Consider the following 16,849-nt stretch of genomic DNA (forward strand, 5'->3'; position numbering starts at 1 on the left):
CCCCCCCCCGCCCCCCCCCCCCCCCCCCCACCCGCCCCCCCGCCCCGCCCGGCCGCCCCCCCGCTCCCCCCCCCCGCCGCCCGGGAAGTAGGATTAGTCGATTTCGATCATAATACGACAGTGGTCACTCGAGCCCCACTTGTCTGGGTCGTTCAGGGCTCGGGTGGTGATGCCTTTGTGGAAACCCCGCGAAGCGAACACGTAGTCGAGTTGATGGCGGGCATTCTCAGGTTTTCTGGCGCGTACTGTGTAGTATGTAGGTACGTTCAACGTATCGGAGGTTAGTCCCTTTGGCGTAGGGGTTTTTTTCACCCCATGTGGATATCGAGGCCCCAGGAATTCTAATCCAAGTCCGTCCATACGTTCGAATACAGTCTTGTCTCTCGTTGGTATCACTAATGCCGGGTCAGTACACTCGTAAATGGTATTGAGGTCCCCCGCTGCGATTATCCGGTGAGTAGTCGGATCATTGGAACCAATAAAGGCCGAGAGATCGGAGATGATCCGATGCGTAGACGCGTCCGAATAGCCGACACTCCATTTCGTAGGGGTAGATCTGTGCGGTTTCAACCACCGCGAATACATCGAAACTACGATGAAAGGCTTCTGATCGTGGGGAATCACTCGCGCGGCGGAAATGGTACCGGCATCGCTGACGATCATCTCGTCGGGGGCAGCTGATTTGTAACGAGGAACAACTCGCTTGAACCACTCAACCCCAACTCGGTCGGATAGTTTTACGACCAAAGGCCAACGATCGTAATCATCTAGGTAGTACCACTGGTCACTGGTCGTATTTGATCCCGTGTCGATCCGTGAGCGTAGATCCGGAGGTATCCTGCCAGCCTCCTGAATTAAACCGACGTCTGCATCCATTGCGAGCAGTTCGTCCCAGGGTGCCTTGCTCTTACGGATATTCCAGCAAACGATTTTAATCATGTTATCTGTAGCCTTTTCTCGAGATTGCATTCGTAATTGGAAACCATACTATACACGTAATCAGGGCATGAACGACGCACGTTCGCTCTGGCTCAGAACCCATAGCGCATCGACACCCTGAATCCCTGCCCTCTTTGCATCGCCCAGGTTTCGGCGAGGTCTAGCTCCAGCGGTTCGCGGCTACCGTCCTTCCAGACGACCTGACCAATGGCTCTTTCGGTCTCCACGATTCCCCAATCCACGTATCGCCATGCAAGATCGAGCGTGATCTTGTCCGAAAGAGCCGTGGCCACACCGGCCGTGAGCATTACGGTGAAATCGACCCGCCTGCCGTCCGGAACGATGGTCTGCGTCCTGGGAAATGTCATTAAGTAATCGCTGATATCGACATAGTGCAGTCCGGCGCCGGTTCCCGCGAACACGCGAAAAGGACCGTACGATGTGAGATCCATGTACGCGGCGACCGTGCCGGACGCGGACTGCAGGTCCGCCGATACGGACTGGAGCGCATCGGTCTGGAGGAAGTTGGCGGTTCCTTCGAAGGTGAAACTCGGTCGGTAGGAAAGGGACGTTTCCAAGCGCAGACCCGGTGTCGCGATGTATCCGAGGCCGATCTCGACACCTCCCGCCACGCCAAAATCACCCCGCGTACCTCTAGCGATGCCGTTGCCCCCGGTTCCACACCCGTAGAGCGCCGCGGGAGACGTACTTAGACAATTCTTGTCCCCGAACCTGGTTTTCGAGGACAGATCGAGGCTCGCGCCGACCCGAAGGTATAGAGTGTTTTGGTAGGTGGCGGATTCGGTCGGCTCAGTTGCAGTATCAGTCTGACGCACATGGTCTCTACTTGAGATTGCAGTCCCTTGGGCGTCTACCGGTTCGATATCCATGGTGGCCAATGCCATAACCAGGATAGAGACCGTCCTGATCCTGATGGCTTTACGATGGTCGCCAGTCATGTTCCTCTCGCTCTTTCATAATCATTTCATCAGATTTGATGGTGAAACGAGTAGGGATATCCTGCGTGAATCACACCGCATGTCCCGAATGGTGGTCTCCTGCACGTGTTCGATACTGATCTTGCACACATGATCGAACGAGGAGGACGGACTGCATGAACCATCAAGGGGGTAGTAACGGTCAGTCAGGATCGATTGAATGCTGTGGGCAATGCGCGGATAGCCGTACCGACTCTCCTATGGGCTGCTGCAAGGTCAAACTGTGACTGCAGGTTGATCCAGAACAGTGGTTCCACGCCGAACCAGTGACCGAAGCGCAAGGCCGTGTCCGCCGTAATCGACCGCTTACCTGAGATAATCTGGCTGATCCTGTTTGGCGGTACGTCAATCTGACGTGCGAATTCCGATGGCACAACGCCCAATTCTTCGAGCTCGTCCTGAAGAATCTCGCCGGGATGAATGGTACGCAGGAGCATGATTCCATCCTCCATGTTGCCTCAATGATAATCTACAATTTCCACGTCTAACGGTCCCGGACTGTTACCGGGCCATCTGAAGCAGATTCGCCATTGATTGTTTATTCGAATTGAATACTGCCCTCTTCTCTTTCCACGGAGAGATTCCAAACGGTTGCTGGTCAGTGCTTTCAAGGTATTAAGCGATGGGGCAGCATTCAGAATCGAAAGTCTTTTCGCAGCCTGTTTTTCAAATCCCTGAAACGAAGCGGTGAATTCGCCACTGGCGAATCGCTCGGTCCTGCGATCCTTGTATCCAAGAATCATAGCTGAAACCAAATTACATGAAATGACGATGTACGTCAATCGTCATTTCATGGAACCAGAGAACTAATTATCGACTCGAATCTACAATAGGTCAATTCAGAAGTCGATACAGGAATTTGTTAGTAACCTACTTCAGAAAACACCCACTAACCTTCGCCTCGAAAGCCGCAATCTCCTCCGCACCTTCCAGTACACCGATCTCCAGGTGAAAATCGCGCACTTCATCGGGCTCAATGTGCTGCAGGTAACCGTTCTTGCGGTTCCAGGCCCTTCCGAGCATGCTGACGTTGCCCGGCTCGATGCCGGTGACGTAGGTACCCCGGTGGAAATGCTGCCAGTGGGTGACGATGGGGATTTCCGCCTTGGGGAAGGACCAGTACAGGCCAAGGCCGAGGCGGTCGTTGATAAGTCCCACGCGGCATTGGCCGCTGGCATCGGCCCTTGGATGCATGATGTAGACGTCGTCGTGCGCTTCGTTCACAGGCGCGGAGACCGAGGCATAGGTTTCGGGTCCTACTTCGCGGTCTTCAAGCCACTCGGTCGTCTTTTCGCTGTCGATGACGACGCGTGTGCCCTCGTCGAGGACGGGGAAACCGGGATTGCAATGATAGACGAACATCAGGGGTGAACGATCGACCGACTGGTTGTGTATCCGGTCGTGGATATGAAGCGACTTTTCGCCCAGGACCGTCGAAATCTCCCGGGTGAGTTCCAGGTTGGTGCCGAATACGACGGCTTCCCGGATCTTTCCGCGTACCTTAACGATGTAGTCGTCGCCGTCCCACTGGCCATCCGTGTGGACCTGCCGTGCCGGCAGGAAGGACAGGCGCCCGTGGAGGCCGAGTTCCTCGTTTTCTTCTTCGGGATCGGTCTCCGGATGCCCCGTGAACGTCATCCCGCAGCTCAGGACCAGCCCGCCGTAGAACCCGCGCATCCAGCCGTAGCCCTGCGGTTCGTAGAACGCTGGCCCTACGTCGCCCGTGTTGCCACGGAAGCAGAGCGACATGCCTTTGTAGTGGGCCGAGGCCACGTCAAGCGCCCGTCCCGGCAGCAGGGAGAAGCACAGGCCCGAGGCGTTGAATACCTCGATGAGATCGGCGCCCCGGTCGCTGCCTTCGCGCAGTTCACCGTACCGGGCGTGGGCGACCTGGCTCATGTCGCCGACGAGATCGAGCAGTTCCCTGCGTGTATACTCTTTTCCGAATAGACGTGCCATGGTCACCTTCCTGGATGGAATCGTCTCTGAGAGTTGCGTGAACTCGTATCTATTTCTGTTCTACTTCTGCTGAATCTTTGCCCAGGTATCGCGCAGCGTGATCGTCCGGTTGAATACGGGGCTGTTGGTCTGTGTTTCGACGGCGTCGACGCAAAAGTAGCCCAGCCGCTCGAACTGGTAGTTCACGCCGGGTTCGGCTTCCGCCAGGCCGGGTTCGACCTTGCAGTCCGTGACGGTCTTGAGCGAATCAGGGTTCAACAGAGACCGGTCATCGTCGACTTCACCCGGGCGGGGATCCGGATCGCTGAAGAGCCGGTCGTAGAGGCGCACGGTGGCGTTCAGGGCGTGCGCGGCCGATACCCAGTGGATGGTGCCGCGTACTTTCCGGCCGTCCGGCGTGGTCCCGCCCCGGGATTCGGGATCGTAGGTGCAGAGCAGTTCGACCACTTGCCCGTCATCGTCTTTGATTACGTCCGTGCACGTGATGTAGTAACCGTAGCGCAGGCGGACTTCCCGGCCAGGCGCTAACCGGAAGAACTTACGGGGCGGATCTTCCATGAAGTCGTTTCGCTCGATGTATATCTCACGGGTAAAGGGCACCTGACGCGTCCCCATGGCCTCGTCTTCCGGGTTGTTCACAGCTTCCATCTGCTCGGTGCGGTCGGTGGGGTAATTAGTGATCACGACTTTCAGCGGGTCCAGCACGCCCATGACCCGGGGCGCACGCTTGTTCAGGTCCTCCCGGATGATGAAATCCGCCAGGGCCATGTCGATGAGATTGTGGTTCTTGGCCACGCCGACGCGGTCGCATAGGGTCCGGACGGCCTCGGGAGTGTATCCCCGGCGCCGCAGGCCGGACAGTGTGGGCATGCGGGGGTCGTCCCAGCCAGTAAGCACGCCTTCTTCGATGAGCGGCCGGTAGAAGCGCTTCGAAAGCACGGTGTGGGCCAGCGCAAGCGGCGCGAATTCAATCTGCTGGGGGTGGTAAACGTCCAGCCGATTCAGGATCCAGTCATAGAGCGGCCGGTTGTTTTCGAACTCCAGGGTGCAGAGCGAATGGGTGATGCCTTCGATGGAATCCGATAGGCAGTGAGTGAAGTCGTACATGGGGTACACCCGCCACTTCTCCCCAGTGCGGTAATGATGAGCGTGCCGGATCCGGTACAGCACGGGATCGCGCATCGTCAGGTTCGGATGGGCCATGTCGATCCGGGCCCGCAGGACATGGGCGCCGTCCGGAAACTCCCCGGCCTGCATGCGTTCGAACAGGTCCCGGTTCTCCGCGGCCGTCCGGTCGCGGTACGGACTGTTCCGGCCCGGTTCCGTGGGCGTGCCCCGGTGATCCCGCATTTCCTCCCAGGTCAGGCTGTCCACATAGGCGTCGCCCTGGTCCACGAGTTGCAGCGCATAGTCGTACAGCTGATCGAAGTAATCGGAGGCGAAGTACAGACGATCTTCCCAGTCGAACCCAAGCCAATTGATGTCCCGCTTGATCCCCTCCACGAAGTCCACGTTCTCCGTTTCCGGATTCGAGTCGTCAAACCGGAGGTTGCACAGGCCGCCGTACGCTGCAGCCACGCCGAAATTCAGGCAGATCGACTTGGCATGGCCGATATGGAGATAACCGTTCGGCTCCGGGGGGAAACGGGTATGCACCTTGCCCCCGAACTTCCCGCTCTCCATGTCCGCGTCGATGATTTCGCGTATGAAATCCCTGTATGGTTTTTCGGTGCTCATAGGTACCTGATCCGGTTGCCGATGGGGCAGATTCAAGAGCGTGTAATATAGGACGTTATGGGGAAAACGGCAAGGTGAAGATAGGGTGACTTGAGGCAGGATATCATGGAGAATTTCGTTTGATGCTTGTTGCATTCTGACTTTAATACAGAACTAAACCGGCCCACTATTATAGCCTGTATTAAATACAATCGCGGAATCATGCCTTATGAATGCCTGACTTTAATTGCGATTTTGTCGCGGTGTCGTAACAAACGAGAAAATCGAAAGCGACGCTATCGATTTTCACACTTTCGTCGCCCACGCCCCGATATGCGGCGGGATAACCACGGGGCGCTTTGCCGCGACGATTTCCTCCCGGACTCGCTGGGGAATGGTGTCGATGTCCACCTCTTCGGCGGTCGCGATCCCGTAGTGTTCCAGCAGTGGGACGACGCTTCGGAAGGAATTCGCGATGTACGAATACCCCGGCCAGTCGGCGGAACCGCCCAGCAGCATGCCCGCGTCAAGGGTCGGCTCGGGCAGGCCGGCCTCGATGAACACCTGGTGCAGGTCCAGTCCCATATTGGGATTCGCCCCGGAGCGCTCGAATACGTCGATGATCCAGTCGACCATCTGGCGCATGAGCGGAGTATCCTCGCCACTGTACGACTGTGTCATCGTGAAATCGATCTCCTGGAAGACGACGAGGCCACGGGGGCGCAAGCGGGTTACAAGCTGCTTCAGCACAGCCACGGGATCGGGCAGGTACATGAGCACCAGCCTTCCGATCAGGGCGTCGAAATCGCCGCCAAGTTCCAGGGTATGTACGTCGCCGGAACGGAACTCCACGTTGCGGTGCCCCGCCTGCCGGACCCGTTCCCGGGCGGTCTCCAGGATCTCCGGATTCATATCCACCCCGATGACTTCCCCTTCCGGACCCACGAGTTCCGCCGCGATCAGCGCCACGTCACCCGCGCCGCTTCCGATGTCGAGGACCCGCATGCCCCGTGCAAGGCCGGCCGACTTCAGAAACCGCTCCGTGATCGGTCTGAGTAGCCGGGACTGCTCGATCAGGCGTTCCGTCTCCTCGTCGCTGCGTCCCATCGTGTATTTCCGATCGCGGTCTTGATCTGCCATTTCAGATACTTCTCCTTTCCATTCTTCTATTTGCACATACATACGCTGGTTTGGACTCGTCCGCTCGCAAATCGTTCAAATTGTAAACTATAACGCCACCCGTCAACGCTTTTGAGTAGCGCGTACCGTTTACGTTTCGTTCAAATCTGGAGAACAGACTGTTCGGCCACATCGACGCCTACACCACCACTACTCCTTCACCGCCCCCAGCGTGATTCCCTGCACGAACTCCCGCTGCATCGCGAGGAACAGGGCCATGATGGGCAGGATGGACAGCAGCGTACCGGCCATGAGCATGCCGTACTCCTGCCGGTAGACGCCCACCAGGCTGGCCAGGCCGAGGGGCAGGGTGTACTTGGCGGCGTCCCGCAGCACGATCATGGGCCAGAGAAACTCGTTCCAGGCCCCCAGGAACCCAAAGATGCTCAGGGCGCCCATGGCCGGCTTCACGGCCGGAATGATGACGCGCCAATAGATGCCGAATTCGGAGGTGCCGTCGATCCGTGCCGCATCGAGCAGGTCCGATGGCACGCCGAGGATGAACTGCCGCATGAGGAACACGCCGAAGCCGCTGGATGCCAGGTAGGGCAGGATCACGCCCTGGTAGGTGTCGAGCCACCCGAACTTGTACAACAGGGTGAACAGGGGCACCAGCACCAGGTGAAAGGGGATCATCATGGAGGCGAGAACGATGGCGAACAGGACGCCGCGGCCCCGGAACGAGTACTTGGCGAAGGCGAATCCGCCCATGGTGGCGATGGCGAGGAGCAACAGCGTGTGCGAAGTGGCCAGGAAGGTGCTGTTGACGACGTACTGGATGATCGGCATTTCCTGAAACAGCCGGGTGAAATTCTCGAGCGTGGGGTCCTGGGGCAGAAAGGTGGGCGGGTAGGAGAAGATCTCGCCCGACGGCTTGAAGGAAGCCGAAACCACCCAGAACAGCGGCGTCAGGACCAGGACGGTCAGCAGGATCAGGAGCACATAGGTGATGGTGGTGCGAACCGGGTTTCTCATGGTGTCAGTTTTCTCTGAATACGCCGAAGAACCGGACCTGGATGATGGAAATGACCCCGATGATCACGGCCAGGGCCCAGCCGATGGTCGCCGCGTAGCCGAGGTTGATGAACTCGAATCCGTGCTTGTACAGGTACATCACCATGGTCATGCTCGCGTTGCCGGGACCGCCCTCCGTGAGCACGTAGGGCAGGTCGAAGAGCTGGAACGACCCGATCATGGAGGTGATGACCACGAAGGCGATCACGGGCTTGAGGGCGGGGATCGTCACGTGCACGAAGCTCTGCCAGGGGCCCGCGCCGTCCACGGCCGCGGCCTCGTAGAGTTCCTGCCGGATGCTCTGAAGTCCTGCGAGGAAGTAGACCATGTTGAATCCCGCCCACCGCCAGACGCCGGCCAGCACGAGGGCGGGCATGACCAGGTCCGGATCCTGGAGCCACTGGATTTCGGAACCGAGCACCCTGTTCACCAGGCCGTAGCGCCGGTCGTACAAGAGGTAGAAGATCACGGCGATGAACACGCCGGAGATCAGCACTGGCGAGAAGAAGGAAAGACGGAACAGGTTCCGGCCCTTCAGGCGGGCGTTGCTGAGGAGCAGGGCGAGGGCCAGGGCTACAGGCAGTTGCAGGAGCAGGCTGCCCGCGGCGAAATAGGCCGTGTTCCAGAGGGCGGTCCAGAAGAGCGGGTCGGCGATCAGCCGCTCGATGTTCTCCAGGCCCACGAAGGTCTGGTTCTGCATGCCCCGGACGCTGTACGTGCTAAGACGGATCGAATCGAACAGGGGGTAGACCATGAAGACCCCGAAGAGCGCGAAGAAAGGCGCGAGGAAGAAGTAAGGGGCGTACCGGGGCTTCATTCGGTCTCTGCTGTGTTATCCCGCAGCGCGCGGACCTGCTCTGCCAGGTGCGACAGCGCTTCGGCGGGCGTCCGGATCCCATTGGCGGCTTCGTACACAGCCTGCCGCAACAGGTCGTTGGCTTCGGCCCAATAGGGGTTCAGGTGGAATCCGGGGATGTCGGGCGCCAGTTCCGTAAGGCTTCTGCCCAGGACCTGCCCGTCCAGATACGCCTCGGACTCGCCGTACACCGGGTTGGACCACGCCGAACGGATCGGCGGGATGATAAAGGTCTTGCGGTAACGGTTCGCGAGGGCCTCGTCGTCCATGTAGGCGAACTTGGCGAATTCCCAGGCGAGATCCGGGTTCTCGGCCTGTCTGGTGACCGCGATCATGGTGCCGCCCCAGGTCGAAGTGCGGCGCTCGCCTTCCCGCCACGCCGGCAGGGGCATGGCCCGCCATTTCCCCTCCAGCTCCGGGACGAATCTCCGTACGAAGCTGATGTACCAGTCCGGTGCCAGCACACCCAGAATAACACCTTCCTTCATCGCGGCGTAGCTGGCCGGGTCCTGGGAGAATTCGGGGATGGCCAGCTGCGCCTCGTTGAGCAGGCTGCAGTAGAATTCCAGGGTGGAAACGGCGATGTCATTGTCGATGATGACCCCGCCGTCCGCATCGAACATGCCGCCGCCGTTTTGCAGGAGCAAAAGCCAGAAATGACCGGGCTTGTGGGCGCTCAGCATGATCGGGTAGCGGTCGGGCCGCCCGTCTCCGTCCTTGTCGCGTGCGAGTGGTCTCGTCTCGCGGACGAAATCGTTCCAGGTTTCGATGGATGCCGGATCGATCCCCGCTTCCTCGTACACGTCGTGACGGTACAGGAGCATGACGGGATGGACATCGCGGGGCAGTCCGTACACCCGGCCGCCTAAGGACCAGGGCGCGAGGCGGGCCTGGACGAATTCATCCGTGATCCCTTCGCGATCGATGCGGTCGGTCAGGTCCACGAAGCCGATTTCCTCCTTCGTGCCCTTGAAGAACCTGCCTACCGATGAGATCTCGACTTCGGACAGATCGGGTCCGCCGATGCCGGACAGGAAGGCAGCCAGGAGCTTGTCGTGCAGTTTCGAGATCAGCCGAAGTTCGACCTTGACGCCGGGATGGGCCGCCTCGAACGCCGGGATCCTGGCACTGAACTCATCGTAGTGCGTCTGCGCGAAGATCCAGAATTCCAGGGTGTCCGAGCGGTCGTCGCCGCGGAACACGATGACGGGAAAGGCCAGGAGGAAGAGCAGGCCGAAGATCAGGGGAGCCTTGCCGAGGTGGTTCATATGCTCAACCATCCCCCATGGCTTGCCGGATCGGGGTCATCACGGGATCGGTAACCGAATCGGGCGGCGGGGACGTGAAGAGCGACACCACGACGCCCACGATGGATGTGGCCATGAAACTCCATGCGACGGGCATGAGGCCCGGGTTCGGCAACCATTCGTAGAACATGACGACGAGCACGGCGTTCCCCGCGATGATGGCCGTGATGGCGCCCGTGGCCGTGAAACGTCTCCAGTGCAGACCGAGCAGCCATATCGGGGTCAATGTGACGAAACCGGAGAAGGACAACTGGGCCAGGGCGAAGATGGAGGCCGGCCGGAGGATCACGATGTAGTAGGCGATCGCGCCGAGTATGACGAGGAACAGCCGGCCCAGCACGACCTGTCTTCGCTGGGACAGCCCGTACCACACGTCGCGGGTGAGCATGGACGACAGGGTGAGCATCTGGGCGTCCAGGGTCGACATGACCGCCGCCAGGATACCAGCCAGGGCGAGCCCCTGGATCAGGGGACCGAAGTGGCTGCGGATCACCATGGGGAAGACCATGTCGGAATCCCGGCCCACGAAATCCGGGAATTCGATGCGGCCCCACACGCCGTAGAGCGTGGCCACCAGCATCAACCCGATCATGATGATGGGATAATACCGGATGGAGTTCTTCAGTGATTTCACGTCCTTCGCGGCGAATACGCGCACCAGCAGATGGGGAAAGGCGAGGACGACCAGCCCCATGGCCATGCCCCATACGAACCAGTTGCCCGTCGTGAAGGGCGGCGTGTTTTTCGTAACCGTAAGTTCCGGTAACCGACGGGCGACTTCCTGCATGACGCCCGAGACGCCGCCGAAATCGGCCGCGACAACGAAGATCGATACATAGAGGAACACGCCGAAGACGAGGCCCTGGAACACGTTGGTCCACATGGTGGCCCGCATGCCGCCCGTGGTGGTGTAGAGCAGCGTGATGACCAGGATGCCGGCCGCGGCGACTTCGAAGGAAATCGCCTGCTGGGTGAACACGTCGACGGCCAGTCCCACGCCGGCGACGCCGGTGGACAGGTAGGGCAGCATGAAGACGAAGTATACCACGAAGAGCAGGCGGCCGAGGTTGGGACTGTCGAGCCGGCGCGCAAGGAGTTCGGCCGGTGTCACGGCCTTCAGTTTCCGGGAAGCGATCCATGCGGGGTAGCCGATGACGTAGTAGGCGACGGGAATGATCAGGGCCGCCATGGCCGCCGTGTAGCCGAACACCCCGTATCCGTGGTGGTAGGCCAGGCCCGAAATGCCCATGATCAGGAAGGGCGTGATGTTCGTGCCGAAGAGGGCCATGAACATGACGAGCGACCGGGCGAGGCGGCCCCCGAGAAAGTAGTCCTCGGCCGTCGGCTGGGAACGGCGGAACGCGGCGGCGCCGATGCCCAGCACCACGGTGAAATAAACCACCACCACGACGAGAATGGTCGCTTCAGGACTCATCGCAGTCCCGCCAGACGTATCGGGTGAAGTAGAGGACGAATGCGGCGGCGGCGATTACCCAGACGATGTGGTAGGCCAGGTCTACGGGAAGCCAGCCGAACAGCGGTGGCGGGGAGACGCCGTGGTTGAAGAAATCGACGTGGAGCGCGGCCAGCACGACCACGAGTATCCAGAATATCCGTCTATGCTGTCTTCGCGTCATGGCTGCCGAAGTACCGCCGGGTTTCCGCGGCGACGATGGGAGAAAGGAAGAGCAGGGCGACCAGGTTGGGGAATGCCATGAGGCCGTTCATGATATCGGAGACTCCCCAGACCAGTTCCAGTTCCGACACGGCGCCGACCCCCACGAAGAGGCAGAACAGCATGCGGTAAGGCAATGCGGAGCGTTCCCCGAGCAGGTATACCACCGATTTCTCGCCGTAGTAGCTCCAGCCCAGGATCGTTGAATAGGCGAACAGAACCAGCCCCACGGCGACCAGGTATCCCCCGAATTCGCCAGGCAGGCCGCTGGCGAAAGCCGCCGCGGTGAGCGGCGCGCCCGTGTCGCCCGACAGCCAGACTCCCGTACCGATGATGGTGAAACCGGTGATCGTGCACACGACCAGGGTATCGATGAAGGTCTGGGTCATGGACACCAGGGCCTGGGTGACCGGGTCCTTCGTCTGGGCGGCCGCGGCGGCGATGCCCGCGCTGCCCAGACCGGACTCGTTGGAGAATATGCCTCTGGCCACGCCGAACTGTACCGCCTGCCGGACCATCGCACCCGCGAAGCCCCCGGCGGCCGCGGCAGGCGTGAAGGCGTGGGTGACCACGAGCTCGAAGATGCCCGGGATCGCCGAGGCGTTCAACAGGATGGCGGTAAGTCCGCCGAGGATGTACAGCACGATCATCGTGGGGACGATCAGGCTGGCCGCCCGGCCGATGCTCTTGATCCCCCCGATCAGGACCAAGCCCGTGCCGATCATCAGGACGACGCCGGTGACCCAGGGGTCCACGCCGAAACTGCTCTGGAGCACGTCGGCCATGGAGTTCGACTGGGTCATGTTGCCGATGCCGAAGGCCGCGAGCGCCGCGAACAGCGCGTAGGCCGCCCCCATCCACTTCCAGCCCATGGCGTTGGAGATGTAGTACATGGGGCCGCCCTTCATGAGCCCCTTCGAATCCGTCTCGCGGTACTTGACCGACAGTACCGCTTCCGAGTATTTCGTGGCCATGCCCACCAGGCCCGTCATCCACATCCAGAAAAGCGCGCCGGGTCCCCCGGCCGCGATGGCCGTGGCCACGCCGGCGATGTTTCCCGTACCGACTGTCGCCGCCAGCGCGGTCATTAGGGCCTGGAAGTGGCTGATATCGCCTTCGGCGCCGGCTTCGCGGCGCCTGAAGAATGCCAGGTAGAGCGCGTGCCACAGGGAGCGGAACTGTACGCCTTTCAACAGTATGGTCAGGTAGAGTCCCGTGCCGCCCAGCAGCACCAGCAAGGGCACTCCCCATACCAGGGCCTGCACGTTGCCGACGTATTCAAGCAGCGAGTTTTCCATGAGGTCTTCCATGCGAGGGTGATGGGGCAGACAACGAAGGCCAACCTATGAGCCCGGCGGAACGCCTGTCAAGCACTTTCCATTTTGCTGCTTGATCTTTAAACGCCCCGTTTTTATAGTGAACCATCGCCGGTGACGGTCGGCAACGACCGGGTCCGGTACATTATCTCATCATTCCAGTTGGAACCAGGCCATCTCGAGGACCACGCTTCATGGAAACGCTCCGAATCGGCATTGCGGGCGCCGGCGGCATGGGCGGTCACCACGCCCGGTTGCTGTCCGCCCGAGAAGATGTCCGGGTCGTGTCTCTGTTTGATACCGATCCGGTCGCGATGAACCGGATGGAAAAGACCCTGGGGCCATCCGCACAGGGATTGAACCACTATGCTTCGCTCGAGTCGATGATCGACGCGGAGACACTGGACGCGATCGTCATCGCGACCCCCCATACCCGCCACGCGGACCAGGTCCGTACCAGCCTCGAAGCGGAACTGCATGTGCTCGTCGAAAAACCCATGGCGACGACGACGCGGGACGCCAGGGACTTCATCGAATATTCGGAACGGGCGGACCGGGTGCTGGCCGTCGCCTACCAGCGTCACGGCGAGGGGAAGTTCATCAAGGCCCGGGAGATGATCGGGGACGGCGTCATCGGCGACGTGCGTCTCGTCCACGTCATCATCGCCCAGGACTGCCTCGGGATCTTCAGCCCGGGCGCCTCGTGGCGCGCCGATCCCGAACTGTCCGGCGGCGGGCACTTCATGGATACGGGCAGCCATATCAATGACATCCTGCTGTGGACGACGGGACTGGAACCGAAGTCCGTCCACGCGTTCATAAACCCGGAAGGCACCCTGGTCGACGTCAATACGGCCATCTCGGTGGAGTTCACGAACGGTGCCGTCGGCAACCTGTCCTACACCTCCATGTCGCCCGAATGGCGCGAGGAATTCACCTTCTACGGCACCGAAGGCGTGATGCGTTTCGGCGCTTCCGAGCCGCTCTTCGTCCACCGGAAGGGAGAGGATATCCGGCTGCCGCAAACCCCGGGCCGGGGGAAGCCGCCGGCGGAGAACTTCATCGAGGCCATCCTGGGCGAAGCGGAAGTGCAGGCCCCGCCGATCTGCGGCCTGCGCGTCGTGCAGTTGACCGAGGCGGCCTACAAATCGGCCGAGAGCGGCAAGCCCGAAGCCGTGGGCTGATCGATATCGCTTACATCCAACCTATTCAAATTGAACCCGAGGAAGAAACCGAGGAAGCACATGCGTGATATGGAAACGAACGGATGTCCACTTTTCATCGGAGGTAACTGGACCGGTGCGGCCGACGCGGCCACGGAACCGGTTTTCAATCCATCGGACGGCAGCGTGATCGCGAGGACGCCCATGTGCGGCGCTTCCGAAGTCGATGCCGCGGTTCGAGCCGCCCGGGAAGCCCTTTCCGACTGGTCGGCCACGCCGGTCGTGGACCGGGCCAGGATACTCTTCCGGTACGTGCATCTGCTCGAAGCGCATTTCGAGGAACTTTCAAGGCTGGTCACGCGGGAGCACGGCAAGACCCTGGAAGAAGCCCGGGGTTCGGTGCGGAGGGGCATCGAGGTCGTGGAGTTTGCCTGCGGGGCGCCGACGCTGCTCATGGGCGACGCGCTGGAAGAGATCGCCAGCGGGATCGATTGCGACACCATCCGGCAGCCCGTGGGCGTCTGCGCGGGGATCACGCCCTTCAACTTCCCCGCGATGGTGCCCATGTGGATGTATCCCATCGCCATCGTCTGCGGAAACACCTTCGTGCTCAAGCCGTCGGAGAAGGTGCCGCTGACCGCCGTCCGGCTCGTGGAACTCCTGCAGGAGGCCGGACTGCCGCCCGGCGTGATGAACCTCGTGCACGGCGGCGTGGACGTGGTCAACGCCCTCTGCACCCACCCGGGCATTGATGCCGTTTCCTTCGTAGGTTCTTCGCCCGTGGCCCGGCACGTCTACCAGACCGCGACCGCCCACGGCAAGCGCGTGCAGGCGGCCGGCGGCGCGAAGAACTACATGGTCATCCTGCCCGACGCGGATCCGGATTTTACGGTGGACGCCCTGATCGGGTCGGTGTACGGCTGCGCCGGGGAGCGGTGCATGGCCGGCAGCGTGGCGGTGACGGTGGATGACGCGGCCGGGCGCGTGCTGCCTCCGCTGCGCGAAGCGCTGGACGGGATGAAGATCGGTCCGACGGATCGGGATCCCAAGGTAGACATGGGACCGGTGGTTACCCGGCAGCACCTCGACAAGGTGCACGGATACATCGCCTCGGGCCTGTCGGACGGGGCCTCGCTCTACCGGGACGGTCGGGGGGTCGAAGTACCGGAAACGCCGGACGGATTCTACCTGGGTCCCACGATTTTCGACGAAGCGTCCACCAGCATGAGTATCGTCCGCGAGGAGATCTTCGGTCCGGTCCTCTCCGTGATCCGCACCGAAAGCCTCGACAAAGGCATCGAAGCCTGCAACCAGAGCGGATTCGGCAACGCCGCGGTCCTGTTCACGGGTGACGGAAAGGCCGCCCGGACGTTCAGGAACCGGGTGAGCGCGGGGATGGTGGGCATCAACGTAGGCGTACCGGCCCCCATGGCGTTCTTCCCGTTCTCGGGCTGGAACGGCTCGTTCTTCGGCGACCTGCACATCCAGGGCAAGGAAGGTTTCGCCTTCTACACGCGGCAGAAAGTCACCATGAGCCGGTGGGCGTGATCGCGGCGGCCCGCGGATTACAAGATGAGCCGGTGGGCGTGATCGCGACGGCCGGCTGGGGCGTGATCGCGGCGGCCCGCAGGAGATGAGAAGATGTCCAAACCCGATGTGTATATCCTGAAAACCTGCCTGGACGGCGAAGACGCGTTGAACGATGCGGCTTTCGCCGTACCGGCCCGTGAGATGCTGCGCGCGCTGGACGTCGATCCCGGGAGCCGCGCCGTGATGATGAAGCCCAACGTCACGGCCGGGGCGCCGCGGAACAGCGGAATCGTCACCCATCCGGCCTTCGTGGCCGGTCTCGTCGATTACTTCGTCGAAGACGCGGGCGTTCCGGTCGACGAAGTATACGTGGGTGAAGCGACCAGCAGGCTGACTTCGCAGGCCCAGCGCGACCTGGCCTGGGCCCGGAGCGGCTACACTGAGATGGCGCGCGAAAAACGGGTGCGGTTGCTGGAGCTCGCGGACTACGGCAACGTGCGCGTCTCTCCGGGGAACACGATTCAACTCCACAACATCGGGATTTCCCGCTGGGCGGCCGCGGAGAACGTATTCTACGTCAACGTACCCAAGCTGAAGACGCACAACCTGGGCGTGGTCACCCTGTGCGGCAAGAACCAGCAGGGCGTCATGATTCCGGTCACGGAACGGCACCTCTGTTCGGACGCGTGGCGCGCCACGTTCGGGCGCGACGATCGGCGAAAGCAGGGAAGGGAATGGATGGGCGTCGAGGACCACGAGGCCTGGCAGCGGACCATCGCCCACATGCACTGGGACGTCTTCCTGGCCTCTCAGCCCGATTTCAACGTGGTGGAGGGCATCGTGGGGCGGGACGGGAACGCCTTCTACCTGGGTCGCAACTTCCCCGCCGGACTCGTCGTCGCCGGCGCATCCATGGCCGCGGTGGACCTCGTGGCGGCCCATCTCATGGGCTTCGAACCCGGGAACCTGGTTTATCTGCAGGTCGGGATCGAACGGGGACTGTGTCCACCCTCGATCGATGACGTGAACGTGCATGTGGTCCGGGACGGCGAGGTGGACGGACTGATCGATCCGGATCAATTCAGGGCCGATCCGCCCTTTGAAGTTTACCGCGACATCCCCGCGGACTACGCCAAAAAAGACCTGTTCGACGAATACGATCCGAACGCCGAGGAATTTCAGATTACGGCCTGAAGA

Annotated in this window: 16 protein-coding genes; 3 read left to right on the forward strand and 13 right to left on the reverse strand. The window is 61.1% G+C overall.

Annotated elements, in window-relative coordinates; genetic code table 11:
* Positions 1-93 precede the first annotated feature (93 nt).
* The 13 genes from F4Z81_00120 to F4Z81_00180 form a co-directional block, all read right to left on the reverse strand.
* Complete coding sequence (locus tag F4Z81_00120; GenBank protein ID MXW03453.1) at positions 94-939, reverse strand: endonuclease/exonuclease/phosphatase family protein; 846 nt, start codon at positions 937-939, stop codon at positions 94-96.
* A 92-nt stretch (positions 940-1,031) separates the two neighbouring features.
* Complete coding sequence (locus F4Z81_00125) at positions 1,032-1,898, reverse strand: porin family protein (protein MXW03454.1); 867 nt, start codon at positions 1,896-1,898, stop codon at positions 1,032-1,034.
* A 185-nt stretch (positions 1,899-2,083) separates the two neighbouring features.
* Positions 2,084-2,374 (reverse strand): HigA family addiction module antidote protein, encoded by a 291-nt coding sequence (locus F4Z81_00130; protein MXW03455.1) that lies wholly within the window; start codon positions 2,372-2,374, stop codon positions 2,084-2,086.
* A 21-nt stretch (positions 2,375-2,395) separates the two neighbouring features.
* A complete protein-coding gene (locus F4Z81_00135; GenBank protein MXW03456.1) occupies positions 2,396-2,680 on the reverse strand; it encodes a plasmid maintenance system killer protein in 285 nt (94 codons plus the stop codon).
* A 127-nt stretch (positions 2,681-2,807) separates the two neighbouring features.
* Positions 2,808-3,896, reverse strand: coding sequence for a DUF4432 family protein (locus tag F4Z81_00140; GenBank protein ID MXW03457.1), 1,089 nt, complete (start codon positions 3,894-3,896; stop codon positions 2,808-2,810).
* 60 nt (positions 3,897-3,956) lie between these two features.
* The gene (locus F4Z81_00145; GenBank protein MXW03458.1) at positions 3,957-5,633 is read right to left on the reverse strand and encodes a glutamine--tRNA ligase/YqeY domain fusion protein; all 1,677 of its coding nucleotides are present in this window, start codon (positions 5,631-5,633) and stop codon (positions 3,957-3,959) included.
* Positions 5,634-5,918: 285 nt separating this feature from the next.
* Complete coding sequence (locus tag F4Z81_00150; GenBank protein MXW03459.1) at positions 5,919-6,752, reverse strand: class I SAM-dependent methyltransferase; 834 nt, start codon at positions 6,750-6,752, stop codon at positions 5,919-5,921.
* Positions 6,753-6,941: 189 nt separating this feature from the next.
* Positions 6,942-7,766, reverse strand: coding sequence for a carbohydrate ABC transporter permease (locus F4Z81_00155; protein MXW03460.1), 825 nt, complete (start codon positions 7,764-7,766; stop codon positions 6,942-6,944).
* A gap of 4 nt (positions 7,767-7,770) precedes the next feature.
* On the reverse strand, positions 7,771-8,622 hold the full coding sequence (locus F4Z81_00160) for a sugar ABC transporter permease (GenBank protein ID MXW03461.1): 852 nt from the start codon (positions 8,620-8,622) through the stop codon (positions 7,771-7,773).
* Positions 8,619-9,941: a sugar ABC transporter substrate-binding protein gene (locus tag F4Z81_00165; protein MXW03462.1), complete on the reverse strand. Its 1,323-nt coding sequence runs from the start codon at positions 9,939-9,941 to the stop codon at positions 8,619-8,621. Before F4Z81_00165 ends, F4Z81_00160 begins: the two co-directional genes overlap by 4 nt.
* Positions 9,934-11,403, reverse strand: a complete 1,470-nt coding sequence (locus tag F4Z81_00170) for a sodium:solute symporter family protein (GenBank protein MXW03463.1) — start codon at positions 11,401-11,403, stop codon at positions 9,934-9,936. The genes F4Z81_00165 and F4Z81_00170 overlap by 8 nt, the downstream gene beginning before the upstream one ends.
* Entirely contained in the window at positions 11,393-11,605 is a 213-nt protein-coding gene (locus tag F4Z81_00175) for a hypothetical protein (protein ID MXW03464.1), read from the reverse strand. The genes F4Z81_00170 and F4Z81_00175 overlap by 11 nt, the downstream gene beginning before the upstream one ends.
* A complete protein-coding gene (locus F4Z81_00180) occupies positions 11,586-12,941 on the reverse strand; it encodes a sodium:alanine symporter family protein (protein ID MXW03465.1) in 1,356 nt (451 codons plus the stop codon). Before F4Z81_00180 ends, F4Z81_00175 begins: the two co-directional genes overlap by 20 nt.
* 212 nt (positions 12,942-13,153) lie before the next feature.
* On the opposite strand from F4Z81_00180, the gene F4Z81_00185 reads away from it, so the two are divergent.
* The 3 genes from F4Z81_00185 to F4Z81_00195 all read left to right on the forward strand — a co-directional run bounded on the left by F4Z81_00185 (position 13,154) and on the right by F4Z81_00195 (position 16,846).
* A complete protein-coding gene (locus tag F4Z81_00185; protein MXW03466.1) occupies positions 13,154-14,143 on the forward strand; it encodes a Gfo/Idh/MocA family oxidoreductase in 990 nt (329 codons plus the stop codon).
* Between the two features lie 69 nt (positions 14,144-14,212).
* On the forward strand, positions 14,213-15,670 hold the full coding sequence (locus tag F4Z81_00190) for a CoA-acylating methylmalonate-semialdehyde dehydrogenase (GenBank protein MXW03467.1): 1,458 nt from the start codon (positions 14,213-14,215) through the stop codon (positions 15,668-15,670).
* Positions 15,671-15,763: 93 nt separating this feature from the next.
* On the forward strand, positions 15,764-16,846 hold the full coding sequence (locus tag F4Z81_00195) for a DUF362 domain-containing protein (GenBank protein ID MXW03468.1): 1,083 nt from the start codon (positions 15,764-15,766) through the stop codon (positions 16,844-16,846).
* The last annotated feature ends 3 nt before the right edge of the window (positions 16,847-16,849 follow it).

It is taken from the genome of Gemmatimonadota bacterium, assembly GCA_009835325.1.
Lineage (GTDB): Bacteria > JAAXHH01 > JAAXHH01 > JAAXHH01 > JAAXHH01 > JAAXHH01.